Annotated in this window: 17 protein-coding genes and 1 pseudogene; all 18 read left to right on the forward strand. The window is 53.7% G+C overall.

All coding sequences use genetic code 11. The features are described from left to right. Positions 1-61: 61 nt before the first annotated feature. Positions 62-865 (forward strand): annotated as a pseudogene (prpF, locus tag RRF64_RS01755) (2-methylaconitate cis-trans isomerase PrpF); the annotation flags it as partial. Between the two features lie 684 nt (positions 866-1,549). Next, on the forward strand, positions 1,550-3,007 hold the full coding sequence (locus tag RRF64_RS01760; RefSeq protein ID WP_323844101.1) for an SMEK domain-containing protein: 1,458 nt from the start codon (positions 1,550-1,552) through the stop codon (positions 3,005-3,007). Then, positions 2,997-4,415, forward strand: a complete 1,419-nt coding sequence (locus tag RRF64_RS01765; RefSeq protein ID WP_323844102.1) for an argonaute/piwi family protein — start codon at positions 2,997-2,999, stop codon at positions 4,413-4,415. The genes RRF64_RS01760 and RRF64_RS01765 overlap by 11 nt, the downstream gene beginning before the upstream one ends. A 61-nt stretch (positions 4,416-4,476) precedes the next feature. Continuing rightward, the gene (locus tag RRF64_RS01770) at positions 4,477-6,063 is read left to right on the forward strand and encodes an AAA family ATPase (protein ID WP_323844103.1); all 1,587 of its coding nucleotides are present in this window, start codon (positions 4,477-4,479) and stop codon (positions 6,061-6,063) included. Beyond that, entirely contained in the window at positions 6,060-6,920 is an 861-nt protein-coding gene (locus RRF64_RS01775; protein WP_323844104.1) for an HNH endonuclease, read from the forward strand. Before RRF64_RS01770 ends, RRF64_RS01775 begins: the two co-directional genes overlap by 4 nt. A 120-nt stretch (positions 6,921-7,040) precedes the next feature. After that, positions 7,041-7,262, forward strand: coding sequence for a hypothetical protein (locus RRF64_RS01780; RefSeq protein ID WP_323844105.1), 222 nt, complete (start codon positions 7,041-7,043; stop codon positions 7,260-7,262). A gap of 275 nt (positions 7,263-7,537) precedes the next feature. After that, the gene (locus RRF64_RS01785) at positions 7,538-8,458 is read left to right on the forward strand and encodes a carboxypeptidase-like regulatory domain-containing protein (RefSeq protein ID WP_323844106.1); all 921 of its coding nucleotides are present in this window, start codon (positions 7,538-7,540) and stop codon (positions 8,456-8,458) included. Then, positions 8,413-9,918 (forward strand): TonB-dependent receptor plug domain-containing protein, encoded by a 1,506-nt coding sequence (locus RRF64_RS01790; protein WP_323844107.1) that lies wholly within the window; start codon positions 8,413-8,415, stop codon positions 9,916-9,918. Before RRF64_RS01785 ends, RRF64_RS01790 begins: the two co-directional genes overlap by 46 nt. 42 nt (positions 9,919-9,960) lie before the next feature. Beyond that, positions 9,961-10,665 carry a response regulator transcription factor gene (locus tag RRF64_RS01795; RefSeq protein ID WP_479691289.1) on the forward strand — a complete coding sequence of 235 codons (705 nt, stop codon included), beginning with the start codon at positions 9,961-9,963 and terminating at the stop codon, positions 10,663-10,665. Then, positions 10,665-11,894: a sensor histidine kinase gene (locus RRF64_RS01800; protein WP_323844108.1), complete on the forward strand. Its 1,230-nt coding sequence runs from the start codon at positions 10,665-10,667 to the stop codon at positions 11,892-11,894. Before RRF64_RS01795 ends, RRF64_RS01800 begins: the two co-directional genes overlap by 1 nt. A 346-nt stretch (positions 11,895-12,240) precedes the next feature. Continuing rightward, entirely contained in the window at positions 12,241-13,122 is an 882-nt protein-coding gene (locus RRF64_RS01805) for a polyprenyl synthetase family protein (RefSeq protein ID WP_323844109.1), read from the forward strand. Between the two features lie 9 nt (positions 13,123-13,131). After that, on the forward strand, positions 13,132-14,121 hold the full coding sequence (locus RRF64_RS01810; RefSeq protein ID WP_323844110.1) for an ABC transporter ATP-binding protein: 990 nt from the start codon (positions 13,132-13,134) through the stop codon (positions 14,119-14,121). Next, a complete protein-coding gene (locus RRF64_RS01815; RefSeq protein ID WP_323844111.1) occupies positions 14,118-15,326 on the forward strand; it encodes an ABC transporter permease in 1,209 nt (402 codons plus the stop codon). Before RRF64_RS01810 ends, RRF64_RS01815 begins: the two co-directional genes overlap by 4 nt. A gap of 14 nt (positions 15,327-15,340) precedes the next feature. Beyond that, positions 15,341-15,850: a sterol desaturase family protein gene (locus tag RRF64_RS01820; protein WP_323844112.1), complete on the forward strand. Its 510-nt coding sequence runs from the start codon at positions 15,341-15,343 to the stop codon at positions 15,848-15,850. Positions 15,851-15,947: 97 nt separating this feature from the next. Beyond that, positions 15,948-17,033 carry a type 2 isopentenyl-diphosphate Delta-isomerase gene (gene fni, locus RRF64_RS01825; protein ID WP_323844113.1) on the forward strand — a complete coding sequence of 362 codons (1,086 nt, stop codon included), beginning with the start codon at positions 15,948-15,950 and terminating at the stop codon, positions 17,031-17,033. A gap of 60 nt (positions 17,034-17,093) precedes the next feature. Next, the gene (crtY, locus tag RRF64_RS01830) at positions 17,094-18,284 is read left to right on the forward strand and encodes a lycopene beta-cyclase CrtY (protein ID WP_323844114.1); all 1,191 of its coding nucleotides are present in this window, start codon (positions 17,094-17,096) and stop codon (positions 18,282-18,284) included. Then, positions 18,281-19,786: a phytoene desaturase gene (locus RRF64_RS01835; protein WP_323844115.1), complete on the forward strand. Its 1,506-nt coding sequence runs from the start codon at positions 18,281-18,283 to the stop codon at positions 19,784-19,786. The genes crtY and RRF64_RS01835 overlap by 4 nt, the downstream gene beginning before the upstream one ends. Further along, positions 19,776-20,747 (forward strand): 15-cis-phytoene synthase CrtB, encoded by a 972-nt coding sequence (crtB, locus tag RRF64_RS01840; protein ID WP_323844116.1) that lies wholly within the window; start codon positions 19,776-19,778, stop codon positions 20,745-20,747. The genes RRF64_RS01835 and crtB overlap by 11 nt, the downstream gene beginning before the upstream one ends. Positions 20,748-20,783: the final 36 nt, after the last annotated feature.

The raw sequence follows: 20,783 nt of genomic DNA on the forward strand, positions 1-20,783 counted from the left end.
TCCGCCTGCAGGCCCTCCCCGAACCCGCCCAGCCCCCTACGGCAAACACACCGATGGCAACTGCACCGTGCGCATCGGGCAGGCCAACATCAAGAAAACCATCATCGCCCACGTACCCATCACCAACGGTGAAGTACAGGAAACCGGTGATTTCGAACTGGACGGCGTCACCTTCCCGGCGGCCGAAGTGCAGATCGAATTCATGGACCCGGCAGATGGGGCGGGGGCGCAAGGTGAAGGGAGCGCCTTGTTCCCCACCGGCAACCTGGTAGACGACCTCGAAGTCCCCGGCGTCGGTACTTTAAAAACCACCATGATCAACGCCGGCATCCCGACGATCTTCGTCAATGCCGCGGACATCGGCTACACCGGCACCGAACTGCAGGAAGCCATCAACGGCGACGACAAGGCCCTGGCCATGTTCGAGACCATCCGCGCCCACGGCGCGGTAAAGATGGGCCTGATCGACAAGGTAGAAGACGCAGCCAACCGCCAGCATACCCCCAAGGTCGCCTTCGTCGCGCCGCCCAAGGACTATGTGGCCTCCAGCGGCAAACAAGTCGCGGCCGCTGGCATCGACCTGCTGGTGCGCGCCCTGTCCATGGGCAAACTGCGCCACGCCATGATGGGCACCGCCGCGGTTGCCATCGGCACCGCCGCCGCCGTTCCCGGCACCCTGGTCAATCTGGCCGCCGGGGGAGGGGAGCGCAGCGTGGTGAACTTCGGCCATCCGTCCGGCACCCTCCGGGTCGGCGCGGAAGCGGAAGTGGTGAACGGGCAGTGGACTGCCACCAAGGCCATTATGAGCCGTAGTGCGCGGATTCTGATGGAAGGGTGGGTGCGGTTGCCCCGGGATTGTTTCTAGTCGTATCGTATCTGGCCTGCTCACTAAGTGAGCAGGCCAGACGCTGATACTGGATATCCGGGAAAGCGAGCCTCATGCGGCGTTCGCTTTTTTTATGCCTGCCAGGCTCTGTTCAATACTTAGTCAGAATATAATTTGTAGCGGCCGAGCGGCTGGGAATCAGAGGTCGAGGGCTAAGTAGGAGCACTAATATCTCCCTTTTGGCTTTACCGGAACTACCGAACCATCTCCATTTTTGTATGGATATACAGTGGGTGGCCTTGACTGCTAATTATGATGATAATGGTGACGCAAGTCACAATAATAATGGGCGGGCTTAGTGTCTCATGTGTGGCAGTACTCACAAGAAACAGTTTAGTGTTGTTTATTTGATCGCTATGGCGGCTCAAGCGGGCTTAAACCGCAACGCGCCAGTTACCAATGAGGATAGTGTCGATATTTTCTTGCCGCTTATGAGCTTGCCGGTGCTTGCAAGTTGCCTGGATAAAGGTTGGTAGCAGTTGGCGCTTTAAGCGAGATGACATCGATAGCTGGATCTAAGAGAAGAAATCTGAAGACAAATAATTGGGCGGCTGCCATTTGAATATGAGAAGTAAGGTATTGATGACATTTTTTGTATTTATACAAAAAATGATCAATCCCGATGGTTCAATGGCTGTATAGCAATTACAAAGGGACATTGAATTGAAACACACAGAATTGATAAATCAATTTAGGGAGGGGCTTAATGAGGTTTCTAGAGAAGTGGAAATTTCGTCAGCCATGTCGCATTTTGATATCAATCATATCTGTGAAAACCTGTTTTGCGGGATCTTTAAAGAGCTGTTTGATCTGCCTCATCTTCGGAATTTAAATAATGATGAGCGGAAAAATTTTCCTAGCATTGACTTAGCTGATGATCAAAAGCGCGTAGCTATACAAGTAACATCTGATAAGTCGCTAGAGAAAGTTAAGGATACTATCAGGAAAGTAAAGGCGCATAAGTTATATGAACGGTATGATAGGTTCGTTTTTTACTGTTTAACTATGAAGCAAGGTCAATATTCACAGGAAAGTATTGATAGAGAGTGTGGAGGAATTCTCTCTCTCTGTGCCAGTAATGATATCCTTGATTATAGAGATCTGGCGACAAAAGCAGCTAATGTTGAACCTCCTGTGTTAAAACGTATAGTTGAAATTCTGGGCTCTTATCAGCGCGGCTGTGATGTTGGCCTGGCAGATCAAGATTTTGATCCGCCCGTCGACCCGCCCGAAACACTATTAAGTAATTTGGTCGAACTCTACCTGCCTTCAAGGCTATACATTGCTGAAGTCAGAGAATATTTCTTAAACGGAAAATCGGGCAGAAAGCGATTAAATGAGAGGAAAGCTGTAGCTCAGGCTTCGCGTGACCTTGGTTATAAAATTCCATCAGGGTTTGAGGTCGCCTCAGGAAGGATTATTACTTTCTTCAACCTCGAGGAACCCAATAACCCATTCTCACATTTAGTGGAGGATGGTACGGCTGAATATCTTGCACCTGATGATTATTGCTCAATAGATAAAAATCACGAACGGGTATTTAAGTCGCTTTTGCGTTTATCACTTCAACAGATGCTTTTTAAACATAAAGTGATGTGGCAGCACGATGAAAGACTGTTTATTTTTCTGCCGGTGCATGATCAGCAAGATGTACGCACCGAAAGTTGGTATGGTAAGAAAAAATCGAGCCGAACAGTCTTTGAGCGAAAGTACAAGACAAATAAGCCAGGTGAAGTTTTTCAGATTAAGCATTTTGCTTTCTCTGTGAACTTCTTAGTCCTGGACCGAGGTTGGTATATCTCGATCACCCCCGATTGGTTCTTTAGCTGGGGCGATCGGTATCGTAAATCACCCTATTCAGACAAGCCATTAAGCGGCTTAAAGCGCCTTGAAAGAAACAAGTCAGTCTGCGATCAATTTCGGTTTTTAGCATCTTGGCTTAAAGATGTAGATCAGGTCGATCTATTTTCGGACCAATCCGAAAATGGCTTTAGCATGACATTTGGTGACATTTTAAAGATAGAGGGCGGGCGTGTTTTGAATGAAAGCCTCTGGGAGCCTTTAGGTACCACTGGTGACGAGCAGGATGCACAGGGGAGTTTCATCAATAATGATTATTGAGCATGTTAATGAACCTAAATTGATCTTTGCTAATGGCGAGCATATCTGCCCCCGTAGAGGGATCTTTGAATATGGCGTTTATGATCAAAAGCAGAATACCCGTAAAAAAGAGGTCTATATTGGTGGCGTAGGAACTAGCCAGTGTATTGATTATTTAGCCAACTGGATGGGGCGTTGTAAAGGCTTCATCGCGGCGCCTTCGGATGCCAAGCAAGAAAACCTGAGATTGCCTTTTTGCGGTTTTAATTCTAATCGCGGTTACAAATCGGAACTTACATTTTCAATCGATTTGGCAAAGACCATTAAAAACAATGATGTGAAAGAAATTGTTAAAATAAAAAATCGTGCAGAGCGTATAATCCGCGCGATAGATCTTTATTATGAGAATATCAAGTTCCTTGCTCAGAACCGTCATGTAGACGTCGTGGTCTGCGTTATTCCTGAAGATCTTTTTAAGGCTGTTTCATCTGACTATAGTCCAGGTGATGAAAAACTTGAAGATGAAGATGTTTATGAGGAACTTAACTTCAGGCGGGCTTTGAAAGCAAAAGCAATGCATCTAGCAAAGCCTTTGCAACTAATTCGTCAGGTCTCACTTGATCCAAGAAAAAACGGCGATCAGCAGGATGATGCCACCAAAGCCTGGAATTTTTGTACAGCGTTGTATTACAAATCTGGCCCGACAATACCCTGGAAATTGAAGAGGGATGAATCCAAGGGCGCCTCGTGCGCTGTCGGTATCGCTTTTTATCGAAGCCGAGACCGGCAATCATTGAGCACTAGCTTAGCACAGATATTTGACGAGCTAGGAAATGGTCTAATCCTGAGAGGCACGCCTGTAGAAATCGATAAAAATGATCGTATTCCTAAGCTGACAGAGGGGCAGGCATATCAATTACTTAAAGCCGCATTGACGGAATATCGGGTAGCATTAGGTACATACCCTGCGCGGGTAGTCGTTCATAAATCATCGAACTTCACTGATCAAGAAATATCGGGACTTGAGTTAGCAGCCCAAGATATGAACATCGATGTAGTTGATTTTGTAACGGTGATGGATTCAAAGCTACGCCTTTACCGAGAGGGGAATTACCCTCCGTATCGCGGGACTTTGGCTAGACTAGATGGTGAAAGGCAGGTTCTATATACACGCGGGGCTGTATGGTATTACCAAACGTATACTGGCCTGTATGTTCCACAGCCACTTGAACTCAGAGTTGTGAAGTCTGAAGAGTCTCCAAGCTTTATTGCTGAAGAGCTATTGGGATTAACTAAGATGAATTGGAACAACACCCAATTCGACGGAAAATACCCTGTGACGTTAGGGTGCGCAAGAAAAGTCGGTGAAATCATGAAATATCTAAATGAGGCCGAAACACCTCAAATTAGATACGGCTATTACATGTAAATGATTAATTTGGTGAGAAAAAAGTAGAAGTCGTGAAAATACATTTTATCGGAGAGTTATAGTGGCTCTAACTTTACATGTACTTCCACCTGGTCACCGCTGTCCAAATCAAGGAGATTCCGTTGCCTATCTTGAATACGACAATTGGGATGATTATGGGCATAAAACTCTATTTAGCCTAACAGTCTTTGATGAGTACGGAAAGCAGCATGAAATTGGTAATGTCAAGATTACATTTTTTGGTCAGGAGTATGGGAAAACAATTGAGCGCATCCCTGATGACGTAAGGAAATCACTACCTGAAGAATTTTACTCACTGGGCCAAGATGCCGATTACTATCAAAATCTAGTAGAAAAATTATCGCGTGAAAATAGGGAGTTTTTATTAGCTGCGCTAGGTGACGTTGTATTCAATGAGGTCAAATTGCACGCGGCATTTGATGAGCGGGCATTTAGAACATCGCTTTTGCGAAATGTGAGTAAGTCATCTATTGAGCAACAGTTTGCGAGAATTTTGCGGGGTGAAGCGCCGCTTACTGAGTATGACTTCTTTTATGAGAGGGCTGAAGGAGAGCAGTACTCTGGCATCAAAGTTGAATTTTCGGTAGATCCAAATACGAAGCCATCATCAAATATCCATATATTGATCGGGCGCAATGGAGTCGGCAAAACGACACTGCTCAACAAGATGGTGGATGCTCTGATCCCTGGCAGAGGGACCGTTGAAGAGACTGGCCGTTTTGCTACTAATACAGGCTGGGGTGATGCTTTCGATTTGGAAGAAAACTATTTTGCTGGTGTCGTTTCAGTTTCATTTAGCGCTTTTGATCCCTTTAAACCACCTCGTGATCAGCTGGATGCCAATGCTGGCATGAAATTTTCTTATGTCGGCCTTAAGAAGAGGCTGATGCTTGAGGGAAAAGAAGTTTGGGTGCAAAAGGATGATGAGGGTTTGTGTGAGGACTTGGTCCGAAGTTTGAATACTTGCTTTTCTTTGGTGGCTAAAAGAGATAGGTGGATTTCTGCGGTTAAAACGCTTGAGTCTGACCATAATTTTGCTGAAATGGATTTGTGTAATCTTGTAAATATTTACGAGAAAGACATGCCAGGGGGTAATCATTACTTTTCGAATGTAGTTTCATCTTTGTTTAGCCGTATGAGCTCTGGACATGGGATTGTCCTGTTGACAATTACGAAGTTGATTGAGACTGTCGAAGAGAAAACACTTATCTTATTAGATGAACCTGAGAGCCATCTCCACCCGCCTTTACTGTCGGCCTTTACTAGAGCTCTATCAGACCTTCTTGTCAACCGAAATGGTGTCGCTATTGTTGCCACTCATTCACCAGTTGTTTTGCAGGAAGTTCCGAAGTCGTGTGTTTCTATTATTCGCAGAACAAGGCTGAATGCTATAGTCGATAGGCCAGAAATTGAGACATTTGCAGAAAATGTTGGCGTATTAACCAGAGAAGTTTTTGGGCTTGAAGTTTCCAAGTCGGGATTTCATAAGCTTTTAGCTACTTCAGTAGCAACCGGTAAAAGCTATGAAGAAATTGAGCTTGAATACCACCACCGACTTGGTTTTGAAGGTAGGACCATCCTACGTTCTATGATCACGGTTCGCGATTCTCAAGGGGGGCATGAATGAGAGCGATGACTGCGCCGGGTTATAGCCCCCAGGAAGTATATCAGGTATGTATCAATAGTGTTTCAGATCTCAATTTGCGCTCTAGATTGAATGCCGTTGTTGCAAATATCGGTCATGCGGCGGATGAATATCTGCAAAAAGGACCGATCAGTGAACTGCATACAATTGCGTCGAGCGAATGTGATAACGATACGATTGTGGTTGGTGAGGTTACAAAAAAGGAACTTAAAGACGTTTATAGCGCTCATATGGTTCCCAGAACAAAGCCAGCAAGAACCATTTATGATTCAATAGTCGCTAGAGCGCCCTTAGGTCGCTGTCCATTTTGTGGTTTTGGTCATGCAACGACGTTGGATCATTACCTTCCAAAATCAAAATACCCTAAGTTATCGGTCTTGCCTTTAAATTTGGTGCCCAGCTGTAAAGACTGTAACTCCGGGAAACTTGCACGCACACCATCTACACAGGAAGAGCAGAGCCTCCATCCATATTTTGATCATGCTAATTATGTGGAGGAGCAATGGTTATTTGCTAGGGTGGTTCACACAGAACCTGTAACGTTGAATTTTTTTGTCAGTCCACCCGATGACTGGAGTGATTCATCAAAAGCTCGTGTACATGCACATTTTGATGAGTTTAAATTGGCTGCTAGATATGCTGTCGAGTCGAGTAGTCAATTGGCATGCCTAAGGGACACGTTGGCAATGCATCGTGAACAAAATGGTGTTGATTCAGTAAGGCAGCATTTGGAGTTTGAAGCGCAATCAAACTATCGCCAGCATAGGAACTCGTGGCAAACTGCAATGTTTCAGGGATTGGCAAATAGTGACTGGTATTGCAACGGTGGATTCATATAGTTATGCGCTTGGGTTGCGTAGATTTAGAGAGTGTATTTGTCATTATTAAGCGCGACAGGCAAGCTTTGAATAATAAATAGGTCCAGATCAACTACCCAAGCCTCAACTCAGAACAGACTCTTGCCTCAAGGATTTATCCTCAGCCGCCACAGCTTTGATCAGCGCGGCAGCACCTGTATCCACTACTGGCTGACCACGCCCGAGGGCCCGGTCAAGCTGGTTGTTGAAGGCGAGCGCCCGGTCTTTATGGTGAAGGCGGCAGATCGCGCCTTGGTGACCGAGGCTCTGGCCGGCGTGATATTTGGGGGCAGAGTAAAATTTTGGCGTCAAATGGAGCCGTAGATTTAGGTGGCGAAATTTTGCTCTGACCTCTAATGTAAAAAACTCAAGATATACAAGAATTTCGAGAAGAAAGTGAGACACAAGTGGCGTTTCAAAACGCCCTGCGCGCCGCGATACATTGCATGGTGCCGGTATTTCCCTTGAGTTGAACCGGCTGTAGGCAACCGGGCTCTGATGTAGTTTTCACATTCCAGCGACTTTTTAGTCACATTTGCGTTGCTAACCTCCCAGCGTTTCACCAAATAAAAACGGCAGATTGTTGAAGGGATAGCAATATGAGCAGGCAATTGAGACAGGTATCGTGGTTGGCTCTATCGGCGAACCTGATTGGATTTCCACTTGTTACCCACGCAGCAGAGGCGCCCGGTGCGCTGACTTTCATAGTCAAGGACCAGAATACTGACCGGCCAATCTCAACCGTGCAGATCACGATCGAGGAACGGGAAACCAATTCCACGCGATCTGTAGAAACCGACGCACAAGGTCGCATCGTCGTTGAACAGCTAGACCCGGGTCTCTACTCGGTGAGTGTAGCCAAAAGCGGGTTCGCTTCATCGTATCAGCCAAGCGTACGCGTGGTTACGCGCAAAAATATCAAGATTGAGTTCGAGCTTGGACAGCAGGCACTTGAGGAAGTGTCGGTTCTCGGACAGCAAGCTGAAGCATTATCAGTTAACAGCACCTACCTCGATAGAGAAGCGTTGCGAAGTGCTGTTGGCGGTGGCGCAGATCCGCTCCTCTCGCTGGACGGCTTACCTGGCCTTGCATCCGCCAGTGAATTCGCGAGCTTTAGCGTACGCGGCCGAGGGCCAAGAGATAATTTGTTATTCGTTGATGACTTTCCCTTTGATAAAGCGGTGCACTTTGATGCCACACTGGGTGAAGAAGAAGATGTCGGGGGTGGCGGCCGTTTCTCGATTTTCGCACCGAACGTTATCAGTGGCGCAGAGTTTTCGCCGGGTGGTTGGAGCGCGGCTTATGGGGCCGGGCGGCATCGCTGCTCAAACTGGAAGTGGCCGATGGCAATCCAAGCCCTTCAGCGAGTTTCCGTTACGACCTTGCGGGCTATGAAATTGGTTACGACGGCCCTACCGGTATCACTGAAGGTTCTACGTTGCTCGTTTCTGCCCGGCGACTGGATTTCGGTGCTTTGTTTGAAACGATCGAAGAGCTCGATATTGGGGAGCCCGTCTTAAGAGACGTCATTGTAAAGTCGGTCATACCAATCAACCAGAACCACACCTTCGAAGTTCTGCTGATGGATACGCACGAGGACTATACCCGCGGCGTAACGCACGTTTTTGCGTCGCCCAATTTCGAAGATGCTGCGCTTCAGGATTCTGAACAGGATAGTGATTTGTACGGTCTGACATTGCGATCATTGATCGGTGAAGAAGCGGTCTGGACCAATAAGGTTTACTACCGCACAAGCGACAAGGTCAGTTCAGAAGGGGAATCCTTTCCTGATCTGGTACCTGAGGGATCGCCTGCGTCCAGCTTTCCGGTGCGGGAAGACATTATTACCATCGGTGAAGGCGAGAAAGAGATCGGCTGGCGCAGCGACTTCGAGATGGTGAATCCATGGGGCGTGTTCAGTGCCGGTACTCGAGTTACGCAAATTGAACTGGACTACAACACCTTCCTGGATGGCGATTGGATCCGGTTTGTCTACGACGACGATGATTTCAGGCCAGACCCCGATCAGCGTTTTATTGTGCTGACGCCCGAGAGCATCAACTCTTCGCTAGTTCAGAAAGAAACCAGCTACGCAGGTTACGTAGAACAACTTTTTGAGCTTGGCGAATGGGATGTTCGCACAGGCATGCGGTTCGAACAGGACGGCTTTGCCGACGAAAGCTTCGCGTCGCCCAGGTTCAGCGTCAATTGGCGGCCGAGTGCAACGATCAGATACTTTGCGACTGCAGGGCTCTTTCATCAGTCGCCACGGTTTTTAGACCTCGCCGCTAACGAGTCGAACGACCTTGAGAACGAAGTCATCACACACGCTAGTATCGGGTATGAATATGTCCCGAACAACAACTGGTCAGTGTTGACGGAAGCCTATTACCAAAACCTCGACAACCTGGTGGTGGACCTCGATCGAGCTAGCGGAACCTTTGCAAACATTGGTGACGGCACATCGTACGGCGTCGATATCGTGGCCAACCGGATGATTCGCGAGGGCATTTACGCCACCGCAACCTACTCTTATAACGATGCCGAAGTCGACCGCAAAGACGGTCGCGGTGCCGTAGCCGCCGAATTCAGCCGCGAGCATGTCGCTACCCTAGGACTGACCTGGGAAATCAGCGACCGCTGGAAGGTCGCCGGGCGCTACAAATATCTTTCCGGCACGCCAGACGACTTGTTTATTGTTCACTCAGACGTGTTGGGAGCCGGACAACCTCTACGCTTCTCGAAAGAGATCACTGAGCGCAATGTCGGTCGCAAAAGCGGTTCCGGCATGTTGAACGTTCGCGTTGACTATCGGCGCGCATTTGGCCCCATCGATTTAACAGCCTTTCTCGATGTGATCAACGTAACAGCAGCGTCGTCGAGCGACGACACCGAGTTTGACTACCGCCGAGGCATTGAAGTGGTAGACGAAAATGAAGCCGAGCCGCTTATTGGGCTGCGACTGGACTACGCCTGGTGATTCGTGCCTGGTAAATCGTGCCTGGTAAGGGGAGGGCAGCAGATGGTACACGCGCTTGGTGCCGTGCCGATCAGAGTGTTGATTGTCGAAGACAACCGCGACATTTGCGAGAACATTGCCGCGTATCTTGAAAAGCATAGCTACGTTATGGATTTTGCCTATGACGGTATAAGCGCGATGCACCTGGCATTGACAAATCGGTTTGACGTTATTGTTCTAGACCTGATGCTGCCGAGGATGGATGGCCTAAGTTTCTGCCGAAAGCTGCGAACTGATGCCGAAGTAGAAACGCCCGTGCTTATGCTAACGGCGAGAGACACGCTTGACGATAAACTTAAGGGGTTCGAGGCTGGAGCCGATGACTATTTGGTCAAGCCATTCGCATTACAAGAGCTACATGCGCGACTGCAGGCGCTGTACAAACGTAGGCACGGAAAAACCTCCAACCTGTTAACAGTAGGTGATCTGACGATGAATAGGTCCACGCTGCAAGTGCATCGCGCGGGGCGGCGCATCGATCTCACCCCTGCTGGTATGAGACTGCTTCAACGATTGATGGAGGCGGCGCCGTCTGTTGTGGCTCGCGATGATCTCGAAACGTTGTTGTGGGCTGACGAGCGCCCCGATGGTGATGCGCTTCGCTCGCACATGTACAAGCTGCGGCAGGCTATCGATAGGCCGTTTGATAGCCCGCTAATTCATACGGTGCATCGCATCGGGTACCGAATTGCAGAGGATGCTGAGTAATGTACCGGTACAGTTTACGCAAGCGTGTCGCAATTGCATTTGCGATGTGTGTTGCTGTACTCAGCGTGGTCTGGGGATTCGCTTTCTTCTCTGCGATCAGGTTGAGCGAAGACCGTGTGCTGGCGCAGCAGCTACAGCGTGCCGCCGAAAGCTATCCCTCTCTGACGATGAACCTTCGCGGATACGATGAGGTTGGCAGCTTGCCGGAATCACTCAGGGAATGGGCGCAGACAAACCCCGCTGAGGGATTATACGAATTCCATACCGAAGAGTTGCATGTCGCGGTAATACCTACCAACAATGAACAGCGAAACGCATTTGTGGTTTTCGATGTTGCCGGGATTGAGGCTGCGTCGTCAGAGGATTGGTGGTTGCTGCTCGTGATCACCGGTGTCGTGGGTGCGCTCGGTGCTCTTGGTTTCGGGCTGGGCGTTCTTGTGATGCGTAGAGCGGTTGCCCCTGTCGCGCAACTCGCTAAAGTGGTCGCGGACATCGACCCGGAAAAACTATCGACCGAAGACCATAAACGCATTGAGTCCAGCCGGTTTGGCGATGATGAGGTTGGCGTGCTCGCCAGGACCATTGAGAAGACGCTTGAGCGTATCAGCGCATTTGTAGAGAGGGAGCGATACTTTACCGGTTCGGCCAGCCACGAGTTACGGACGCCGATCACTGTGATCATGGGCGCGCTTGAGCTGCTGGAACAAAGCGATCTTTCAGAAAGTGATGCGAAGGTGGTAGATCGAGTGCGGCGAGCGACCTTCGAAATGAAAGCCACGATTGAAATGTTCCTGTGCCTCGCTCGCGAAACCGATGATGGGTTGTATGGCGAGCAGTTTTTAGTGATGCCGCTGGTAAGCCAAGCGATAGATCAGCAGCGTCACTTATTGAATGGCAAGTGCGTCGATGTGGAAATCGATGATCTATCAAAACCCATTGCCTGCGGCCATTCACAGGCTTTTTCTATCGCGGTCAATAATCTGGTGCGCAATGCATTCGAGCACACGCTTGAAGGGCAGGGGACAATCACGATCCACATCAAAGAACACGAGCTTTTCGTCACCAATAAGGTGAGTAGTGAAGCAAATGAGGGGCACACACCCACCGAGGCGTCGTCGCACGGGTATGGTCTGGGCCTGGGGATCGTCCAACGGCTGTGTGAGCGCAATCGCTGGTCGTTTTCGCTGCACGCTGATGAAGCGCGTGTAGCCGCCCGTCTTTCGTGGTGACGACGGCAGACCCGCGAGCACTGCCAGGCGTTAGCAAGCCGTTTCGTAGGCTATGCTGTCACGTTTAGATTAGCTCGTTAGATCGGCGTGTTTGAAAGAGAGGTGGTTCTGGCCGCCGTCATAGCCGGCGCCCTGGTCTTCTAAAATGGCCAGGTCAATACAACTTTTCAAATTGTGCTTCAATGGAGTCAGCTCTGACTTAATTATGGCCGCATAGGCAGTCAACCGGGAGAATAGGGTGACCTTTACACGCAATCCGCAAGCGTCCGTCGCAGAGTCCACGACTGTCGCGTCCCGAGGTATTAAGAGACAGGCACCAATAACCGTCTCGGCGCCAATGACTCCAATGATGGAAGTTGTCCAGCTAAAGAGCATGGTAAACGCAACCTTGCTGGAGCTTCTGCCAGCCCAAGAAACATCGCCCACGCATCTGCATCAAGCCATGCATTACGCTTTACTGGGGCCAGGCAAGCGCTTGCGCCCGCTTCTTACGCTTCTGGCTGCGAACGTGGCCACTGACAGCCATACCCTCCGTATGGCCTGCGTATCGGAACTGGTGCATACCGCTTCGCTGATTCTCGACGACCTTCCCTGCATGGACGATGCGACTATGCGCCGCGATCGCCCCTGCACGCACATACGCTTTTCCGAAAGCACAGCCATTCTTGCATCAACAAACTTTCTCAACCTCGCGTACGGGGTTATCGCCAACTGCCCTAACGTGGAGGCTTCCACCAAAGTCGCCGTGAGCGCTCATCTCAGTCATGTTGTTGGTTCTATGGGATTAATTGGCGGGCAGATCGCTGATTTACAAAACCAGCCCGTGGGCGCCAAGAGCGAAATTGAGCAACTTTATCACCAGAAAACAGGTTGTCTGTTTGAGTTTTCTGTCGTCACCGGCGCACGGCTTAGGGGGCTGGACGCAGAAGTGATAGAGGCATTGACGCGCTTTGCCCGTGCCTTTGGTCTGCTGTTTCAGCTTTACGATGATATGTTGGACCACAGTACCTTTGTGCAAGAGACCGGTAAAGACGTGCAGCAGGATGTGGGGAAAACCACTTTGCTTTCTCTGTACACACCGGAAGAAGTTCGTGGCGCATTGAGCGACGCACAAGCACTGGCGAGAGAGCAATTGCGCAGAGCAGGATACGAGGAATCCTTACTCGCAGCGCTCGTGGAACAACAGTTCGTTACCTTCAACGGCGCGGCGCAAAGGCTCGGGAGTTAGACCTGGCGAATGACGGCGACTGCAGCACTCACCATTGACCAGCTACGGGTCGTCTACGGCAGCCGCAGCGCCTTAGACGACGTTTCTTTAGAGGTGCGTCCAGGTGAAATACTCGGCATCCTCGGGCCTAATGGTGCAGGAAAATCGACATTGTTGCGCGCCATTACCGGCAAGTTGCGCCCCACCTCTGGGCAAATATTCATTGCCGGAAAAGCGCTTTTTCCGGGCAAGGCCTATCAGCATTCCATCGGCTTCACCCCCCAGTTCCTGGGTTTATACCGGCACCTGACGGGGCGGGAGAACCTGGAGTTTTTCGCGCGCTGCACAGGTGTCAGTCGCCACCAGATCACCGCACGGGTCAGACAAGCGCTGGAAGAAATCGAGTTAACAGACAAAGCCGATGTGCGGGTAGACCAAATGTCCGGTGGTATGCAACGGCGTTTACACCTGGCAGCCACCCTGGTCTCGCACCCGTCTCTACTTGTGCTGGACGAACCCACAGCCGGGGTCGACCTGGGTGTGCGCATGTCAATCCATGACCTTATTCGCCGCCGCGCCGAGCAAGGTGCGACCGTGGTCGTTGTTACTCATGAGTTAGATGAAGCTGAAGCGCTATCCCACCGCGTAGCCCTTCTTCATCAAGGCCAGCTGAGAGCCCTGGCCGAGCCCCAGACCTTAGTACACGAAACCTTTGGTAACAGTCAGCTATTCGTTGTACGTACGGTTCCCATGCTTTCCCCGGCACTCTGTGAGCGGCTGCAGGAGATTGGTTTTCGCCCTCGCAGTGATGAGAGTAGTGATGAGAGCAGTGAATGGTGTCTACAAAGTGACTTACCGCTGGATAGGTTGATCGATCACCTCTACCGCGACTTGGTCGGAGCACGTGATGCAATTGCCGAGGTCTCGGTGCGCCGGCCCGGATTAAAAGACGTGATGCAGCACTTCACCGGTGCCCGAACCGATTCTGTGGTGGAGCCGGAGTCGGAGTCGGTGTCATGAGGGCAATTTTCCGGGTGATGGCCTTGGGCTTGTGGCGTGACCGCGGTGCGTTACTCTTGGCATTTGCTTTGCCCAGCTTGGTATTCGCCATATTTGCCAGCATCTTCTCCGGCGCAGCGGAAGGCGACTTGCACTTGCGGGTAGGGCTCGTGTTGGAAACTGAAGATCCGGTATTGCAAGACTTCGCGCAGTACCTGACACAAGCCGAAGACGTGGAGATTACGGCTCTGCCCGATTCTAGCCGCGCTCAACTACTGGAAGAGGTGCGACAAGGTAATTTCGACACAGCGGTGATCATCCACGGGCAGCCAGACGATAACAACAGTCCGCTGTTTACCATCGTCAGCGAGCCTACCCGTGAAATTGCTGCCCTGTCTTTACAAGGCTGGCTGCGACAAAGCCTGGCCTCCCAACAACCACAGCTTCTTGTGCAACGTCTTGCGCAAAGCACAGAAGCTTTAGTGGATGGCTTCACGCCCGGACAACAGGCGCGCTTGGATGCCGCTTTAGGCGCAATGGCCCGAGAACCGGACAGCGCAGCCGCCGAAGATGCGCTTATCGAGTTTCAGCCCGTTTATGGCCAGGCGCCAGCGTCTGTATCCGGGCTTAGCGGTATTGCTTACTATGCTGGTGCCACCACAATTCTGTTCTTGTTATTGTCCGCCGTGAATGCAGGCATGGTCAGTTTGGAAGAGCGTCAAAACGGTATTTCCGAACGCCTCCTGCTGAGCAAAGCTGCGCATGCTCGGTTACTGTTGGGACGGTTTCTGTTTTTGTTAACTCTGGGATTTTTACAGGCTAGCGCCATATTCCTGGTCGCAAGGTTCGGGTTTGGGCTAGAGATAGAGAGCGCTTTGGCGCAAGTCATTGTCATGGCATTTGCCTGCGCCGCCGCTAGTGCTGGGCTGGCACTTTTACTCCTGTCGCTGTGTCGAACAACTCAACAGGCGACAACCTTTTCTGCGTTTTTTGTGCTCATAATTTCTGCCGTCGGCGGCTCAATGGTGCCACGTTTTATGATGCCTGACTGGTTGCAGGCGGTGAGCTTGTTCACACCGAATGCCTGGGCTATTGAAGGTTTTTACGGGGCGTTGATTCGCGGCGACAGCTGGGCTCAGCTAGCCCAGCCCGGCGGCATCTTGGCTGCCGTGGCCCTGGTGTGCCTGCTTTTAGCTGCCGTCCCCATATTCAAGACGCCGGCCTAACAGGGTTGTAAAACATGATGGACTGGTTCTGGACGCTCGTGCTTGTGATAACGGCTTTCCTGGGCATGGAAGTGTTCGCCTGGTACGCCCATAAGTACATTATGCACGGCTGGGGCTGGCGCTGGCACAAGTCCCATCACGAATCCCATCATGAAAATACTGACGGCGTGTTCGAGAAAAACGACCTGTATGTTGTTGTGTTTTCTCTGGTGGTGGTCGGCATGTTTGCTGTGGGTGACCTTTACTGGAAGCCACTCATGGCAATCGCATCAGGTATTACGCTTTACGGCGTCGTGTACTCTCTGTTTCACGACGGTATGGTTCACCGACGCTGGCCGATTCGCTGGCAGCCGAAGAGCGGCTACTTGAAGCGTCTGGTCCAGGCTCACCGAATACATCATACCGTACGTACTCGAGAGGGTGCTGTGTCCTTCGGCTTCCTTCACGCGCCTGATGTCAGGAAACTCAAGAAACGCCTGAAGCAGCAACAGGCTGCATCTGTGCGAGAGGATTCTCCAGAATGAGATAACGCTCGGTGGTTTGAGGTCTCGCTGGTTTGAGGTCTCGGTGGGGTTTGAGGTGTAGCCTCTTTCGATATTAACCATAAACAAAGGCAATCCAATGTATTCCCAGCGAGAGCGCGACATGACCGATGACGATTTGGTGAAACGCAAGAATGATCATCTCGACATCGTGCTGGATGCTCGTCGGGCAAACACTTCGACCCTTACGGGATTCGCCGACTATCGCTTCGCCCATTGCGCCTTGCCAGAGTTGCACCTGGACGATATCGATCTGAGCACACGACTTTTCCATAAACCAGTGAACGCGCCGCTGTTGATCAGTTCCATGACCGGCGGTGCTGAGCGGGCCAAAACGATCAATCATCACCTGGCAGAGGCCGCCCAACACCTGGGTATTGCCCTGGCCATCGGTTCCCAGCGAGTCGCCCTGCAGTCTGGCAGCGATCATGGCCTGACTAAGCAATTGCGACGCATCGCCCCGAATATCCCCCTGCTTGGCAATATCGGCGCAGGTCAGCTACGGGAGCCCCAGGGGATCGACTGGGCGCGCCGGGCGGTGGAGATGATTGAGGCGGATGCATTGATCGTCCATCTCAACCCCCTGCAGGAGGCGGTGCAAGAGGGCGGCGACCGGGACTGGCGTGGCGTGCTTCACGCCATCGGCACGCTGGTCACGTCGCTCGAGGTGCCGGTGGTGGTCAAGGAAGTAGGTGCGGGTATCTCTCCCGATGTGGCTCGGGCGCTGGTGGAAGAGGGGGTGGCGATGATCGATGTGGCCGGCGCCGGCGGCACCAGCTGGGCAGCGGTGGAGGCGGAACGCGCGTCAGGCGAGACTCAGCGCCGGGTCGCCATGGCCTTCGCCGGCTGGGGCACCCCCACCGCCCAGGCCATTCGGGCGGTGCGCCAGACCCTGCCGGAGACGCCGCTGATTGCTTCCGGCGGCATTCGCGATGGGGTGGATGCCGCCAAGGCAATACGCCTGGGCGCGGACCTGGTGGGCCAGGCCGCGGCAGTGCTCGAGAGTGCCACCGAATCCAGTCAGGCGGTGATCGAGCACTTCGAGGTGGTCATCCAGCAGCTGCGTATCGCCTGTTTTTGTACCGGCAGCGCCGATCTGCATGCCTTGCGTGCGGCGGTGCTGCTGGATGATCGCGGCGTCCCTCTGGAAGAGCCCCATGACTAGGTATATCGCCGTCATCGCCCCGGTGCTGCCGTGCCGGTTGCTGGCTACGGGGTATTACTCGTGAACGCGCCGGACCATGACCTGATACTGGTGGGGGGCGGCCTGGCCAACGGCCTGATCGCCCTGCGCCTGACACAGGCGCAGCCAGGGTTGCGCCTGCTGATGTTGGAAAGCGAAAGTCGCCCCGGTGGTCATCACACCTGGTCGTTTCACGATGGCGATCTCTCCGAAGCCCAACATGCCTGGCTGTCGCCCCTGGTGGGCCGTCGCTGGGCGCGGCACCGGGTGATTTTCCCGCACCGCGAGCGCCTGTTGAACGGAGGCTATGCCAGCATCTTTTCCCGGGATTTCGCCCGCGTTCTTGTAGAGGCCCTGGGCGACAGGCTGTGGGTCGACACGCGCGTGGCCCGCCTTTCCCAAAACCGCGTGGAACTCGAGGATGGCCGGGTGCTGCACGCGAACGCGGTGATCGACGGCCGGGGTCCCGCCGACAGCACGCATCTGACCCTGGGCTATCAGGCATTTCTCGGGCGGGAAGTGCGCCTGGACAGGCCCCACGGCCTGGAAGAACCGATTCTCATGGACGCCAGCGTGCCGCAGCAGGACGGCTACCGGTTCGTCTACCTGCTGCCCTTCAGCCACGACACCCTGCTAATCGAGGATACCCACTATGTGAACCGCCCGGAGGCAGACGCGGCCCGACTGCGAGAGCACATAAACGCCTATGCGCGGGATCGCAATTGGCAGATTGTCGAAACCCTGCGGGAGGAGAGCGGTGTGCTGCCGATCACCCTGGCGGGCGATTTCGACGCCTTCTGGCGGAACGCCCAGGGTCAGCCGCGAAGCGGCCTGCGCGCAGGGCTGTTCCACCCCACCACCGGCTACTCCCTGCCTCAGGCGATGGGTCTGGCGGAGTGTATCGCCGAGCTTGGAAATCTCGATGCGGCGTCGCTGTTCCAGGCCATCCATGCCTTCGCCGCTCGTGAATGGCGGCGCCAGGGCTACTTTCGCCTGCTCAATCGCATGCTGTTCCTGGCTGGCCGCCCGGAGCGGCGCTGGCAGGTCATGCAGCGCTTCTACGGCCTGTCGGAACCGCTGATCGAACGCTTCTACGCCGGACGCCTGACCTGGGCCGACAAGGCGCGCATCTTGATAGGCAAGCCGCCGGTGCCACTTGGCGAAGCGATCAAGGCGGTGCGGCTGAATTCACCGCAAAAGATCGCATCCACCTCCTTCGGAATACGCTCATGACACCACCTCGACCCCGACCCCAACGTGCCCTGGTGATCGGCGCCGGCTTCGGCGGCCTGGCCCTGGCGATTCGCCTGCAGGCCGGCGGCTACCAGACCACTCTGCTGGAAAAGCGCGACAAGCCCGGTGGCCGCGCTTATGTGTATGAGGATCAGGGGTTCACCTTCGATGCCGGTCCCACGGTGATTACCGATCCCTCGGCCGTGGAAGAGCTGTTTCGGCTGGCGGGCAAGCAGCTGGCGGATTATGTCGAACTGCTGCCGGTCACGCCTTTCTACCGTCTCTGCTGGGAAGATGCCCCGGCCTTCGACTACGTCAACGATCAGGTCACCCTGGATCGACAGATCGCCGAGCGCAATCCCCGGGACGTGGAGGGTTATCGACACTTCCTGAACTACTCGAAGGCGGTGTTCGAGGAGGGCTATCGCAAGCTCGGCGCCGTGCCCTTTCTCACTTTTCGCGACATGCTCGCCGCCGGGCCGCAGCTGGCGCGGCTTCAGGCCTGGCGCAGCGTCTACTCCATGGTTTCGAAATTCATTGAGGACCCGCACCTGCGCCAGGCCTTTTCCTTTCATTCGCTGCTGGTTGGGGGCAACCCTTTCGCCACCTCCTCGATCTATACACTGATCCACGCCCTGGAGCGGGAGTGGGGCGTATGGTTTCCGCGGGGCGGCACCGGCGCCCTGGTGCAGGGCCTGGTCCAGTTGTTCGAGGACCTCGGCGGCACCCTCGAACTGAACGCGGAAGTGGCACGCATCGAGACCGCGGGGGATCGGGTGAACGGCGTTACCCTGACGGATGGCCGACATGTTCCGACGGATGCACTGGCCTCCAACGCGGACGTGATGCATACCTACAGCAGGCTGTTGAGCGGGCATTCCCGCGGCGCCCGCCAAGGCAGGGCCCTGGGCCGCAAGCGCTTCAGCATGTCGCTGTTCGTGATCTATTTCGGCCTGGACAGGCCACCGCAAGGCCTGGAGCACCATACGGTGTGCTTCGGCCCCCGCTACAGGGAATTGATCGAAGAGATCTTCAACGCGAACACCCTGGCGGAGGATTTCTCCCTCTATCTGCACTCCCCCTGCGTCACCGATCCGAGCCTGGCACCGGAAGGCTGTAGCGCGCACTATGTCCTGGCGCCGGTGCCGCACCTGGGCAAGGCGAACATTGACTGGGAAACCCAGGGTCCGATATACCGCGACCGCATCTTCGACTATCTCGAGCGTCACTATATTCCCGGGCTTCGGGAGCACCTGGTGACCTGTCGGCACTTCACACCCCTGGATTTTCGCGAGGAGCTCAACGCCCACCTGGGTTCCGCCTTCTCCCTGGAGCCGACTCTCACCCAGAGCGCCTGGTTCCGGCCCCACAACCGGGACGCCAGGATCGACAACTTCTATCTGGTGGGGGCCGGCACCCATCCCGGCGCCGGGGTGCCCGGAGTGATCGGTTCCGCCAAGGCCACCGCGGGCCTGATGCTGGAGCGACTCGATGACGGATAAGCTGGGACAGCACGCCGCGCAGACGATCGCCGCGGGCTCCAAGAGTTTCGCCACCGCTGCCAGGCTGTTCGATCCGGCCACTCGGCGCAGCGTCATGATGCTTTACGCCTGGTGCCGCCACTGCGACGACGTGATCGACGGCCAGCAGCTGGGCTTTCGTGCTCAGGAAACTCAGGAAACTCAGGAAACTCAGGAAACTCAGGAAACTCAGGAAACTGGGGGCGAAAGCAACGAGACGCGCCTGAACGAGCTGCGACACTTGACGCGTCGCGCCTATGCGGGGGAGCCCATGCAGAGCCCGGCCTTCGCCGCCTTTCAGGAGGTCGCGCTCGGCCACAGGATTCCCGAGCGCTATCCCCTGGCCCACATGGACGGCTTCGCCATGGACGTGGCACAGCGGCGCTATGTCACCCTCGACGATACCATGACCTACTGCTATCACGTGGCCGGCGTGGTGGGCATCATGATGGCCTGGATCATGGGCGCGAAGGATGAGGCGACCCTGGATCGTGCTTGCGACCTGGGGCTGGCCTTTCAGCTGACCAATATCGCCCGGGACATCATCGAGGATGCACAGATCGGTCGCTGCTATCTGCCGGAACAGTGGCTGGAGGAAGCCGGCATTCCACGCCAGGAGATAACCGCGCCACAGCATCGTGAGGCCCTGGCAGGTCTGGCCCGACAACTGATCGATGTGGCGGAACCCTACTATGACTCCGCACATGGCGGATTGACGGCCTTGACGCCTCGCTGTGCCTGGGCCATCGCGACCGCCCGCGGCGTCTATCGGGAAATCGGGATCAAGGTGAAAGCGCACGGTGCTCGGGCCTGGGACTCGCGTATCTCGACCGGCCAGGTGGACAAGGCGTGCTTGCTGGGTCAGGGACTCGCTCAGGCGGTGGCATCACGCTGGTACAGGCCGGCGCAAAGGCCTGGCAGCCTCTGGCAGCGTCCAGCTTAGCGGCTTTCTTCACGGGACGTCCGTGTATTTATCCAC

This window comes from Microbulbifer magnicolonia, from assembly GCF_035117725.1.
Taxonomy (GTDB): domain Bacteria; phylum Pseudomonadota; class Gammaproteobacteria; order Pseudomonadales; family Cellvibrionaceae; genus Microbulbifer; species Microbulbifer magnicolonia.

What these genes read in the sequence shown, in the direction of transcription:
- RRF64_RS01765 (WP_323844102.1), top strand. Translation starts at nt 2,997, where the DNA reads ATGATTATTGAGCATGTTAATGAACCTAAATTGATCTTTGCTAATGGC.
- RRF64_RS01775 (WP_323844104.1), top strand. Translation starts at nt 6,060, where the DNA reads ATGAGAGCGATGACTGCGCCGGGTTATAGCCCCCAGGAAGTATATCAG.
- RRF64_RS01785 (WP_323844106.1), top strand. Translation starts at nt 7,538, where the DNA reads ATGAGCAGGCAATTGAGACAGGTATCGTGGTTGGCTCTATCGGCGAAC.
- RRF64_RS01795 (WP_479691289.1), top strand. Translation starts at nt 9,961, where the DNA reads ATGGTACACGCGCTTGGTGCCGTGCCGATCAGAGTGTTGATTGTCGAA.
- RRF64_RS01800 (WP_323844108.1), top strand. Translation starts at nt 10,665, where the DNA reads ATGTACCGGTACAGTTTACGCAAGCGTGTCGCAATTGCATTTGCGATG.
- RRF64_RS01805 (WP_323844109.1), top strand. Translation starts at nt 12,241, where the DNA reads ATGATGGAAGTTGTCCAGCTAAAGAGCATGGTAAACGCAACCTTGCTG.
- RRF64_RS01810 (WP_323844110.1), top strand. Translation starts at nt 13,132, where the DNA reads ATGACGGCGACTGCAGCACTCACCATTGACCAGCTACGGGTCGTCTAC.
- RRF64_RS01815 (WP_323844111.1), top strand. Translation starts at nt 14,118, where the DNA reads ATGAGGGCAATTTTCCGGGTGATGGCCTTGGGCTTGTGGCGTGACCGC.
- RRF64_RS01820 (WP_323844112.1), top strand. Translation starts at nt 15,341, where the DNA reads ATGATGGACTGGTTCTGGACGCTCGTGCTTGTGATAACGGCTTTCCTG.
- fni (WP_323844113.1), top strand. Translation starts at nt 15,948, where the DNA reads ATGTATTCCCAGCGAGAGCGCGACATGACCGATGACGATTTGGTGAAA.
- RRF64_RS01835 (WP_323844115.1), top strand. Translation starts at nt 18,281, where the DNA reads ATGACACCACCTCGACCCCGACCCCAACGTGCCCTGGTGATCGGCGCC.
- crtB (WP_323844116.1), top strand. Translation starts at nt 19,776, where the DNA reads ATGACGGATAAGCTGGGACAGCACGCCGCGCAGACGATCGCCGCGGGC.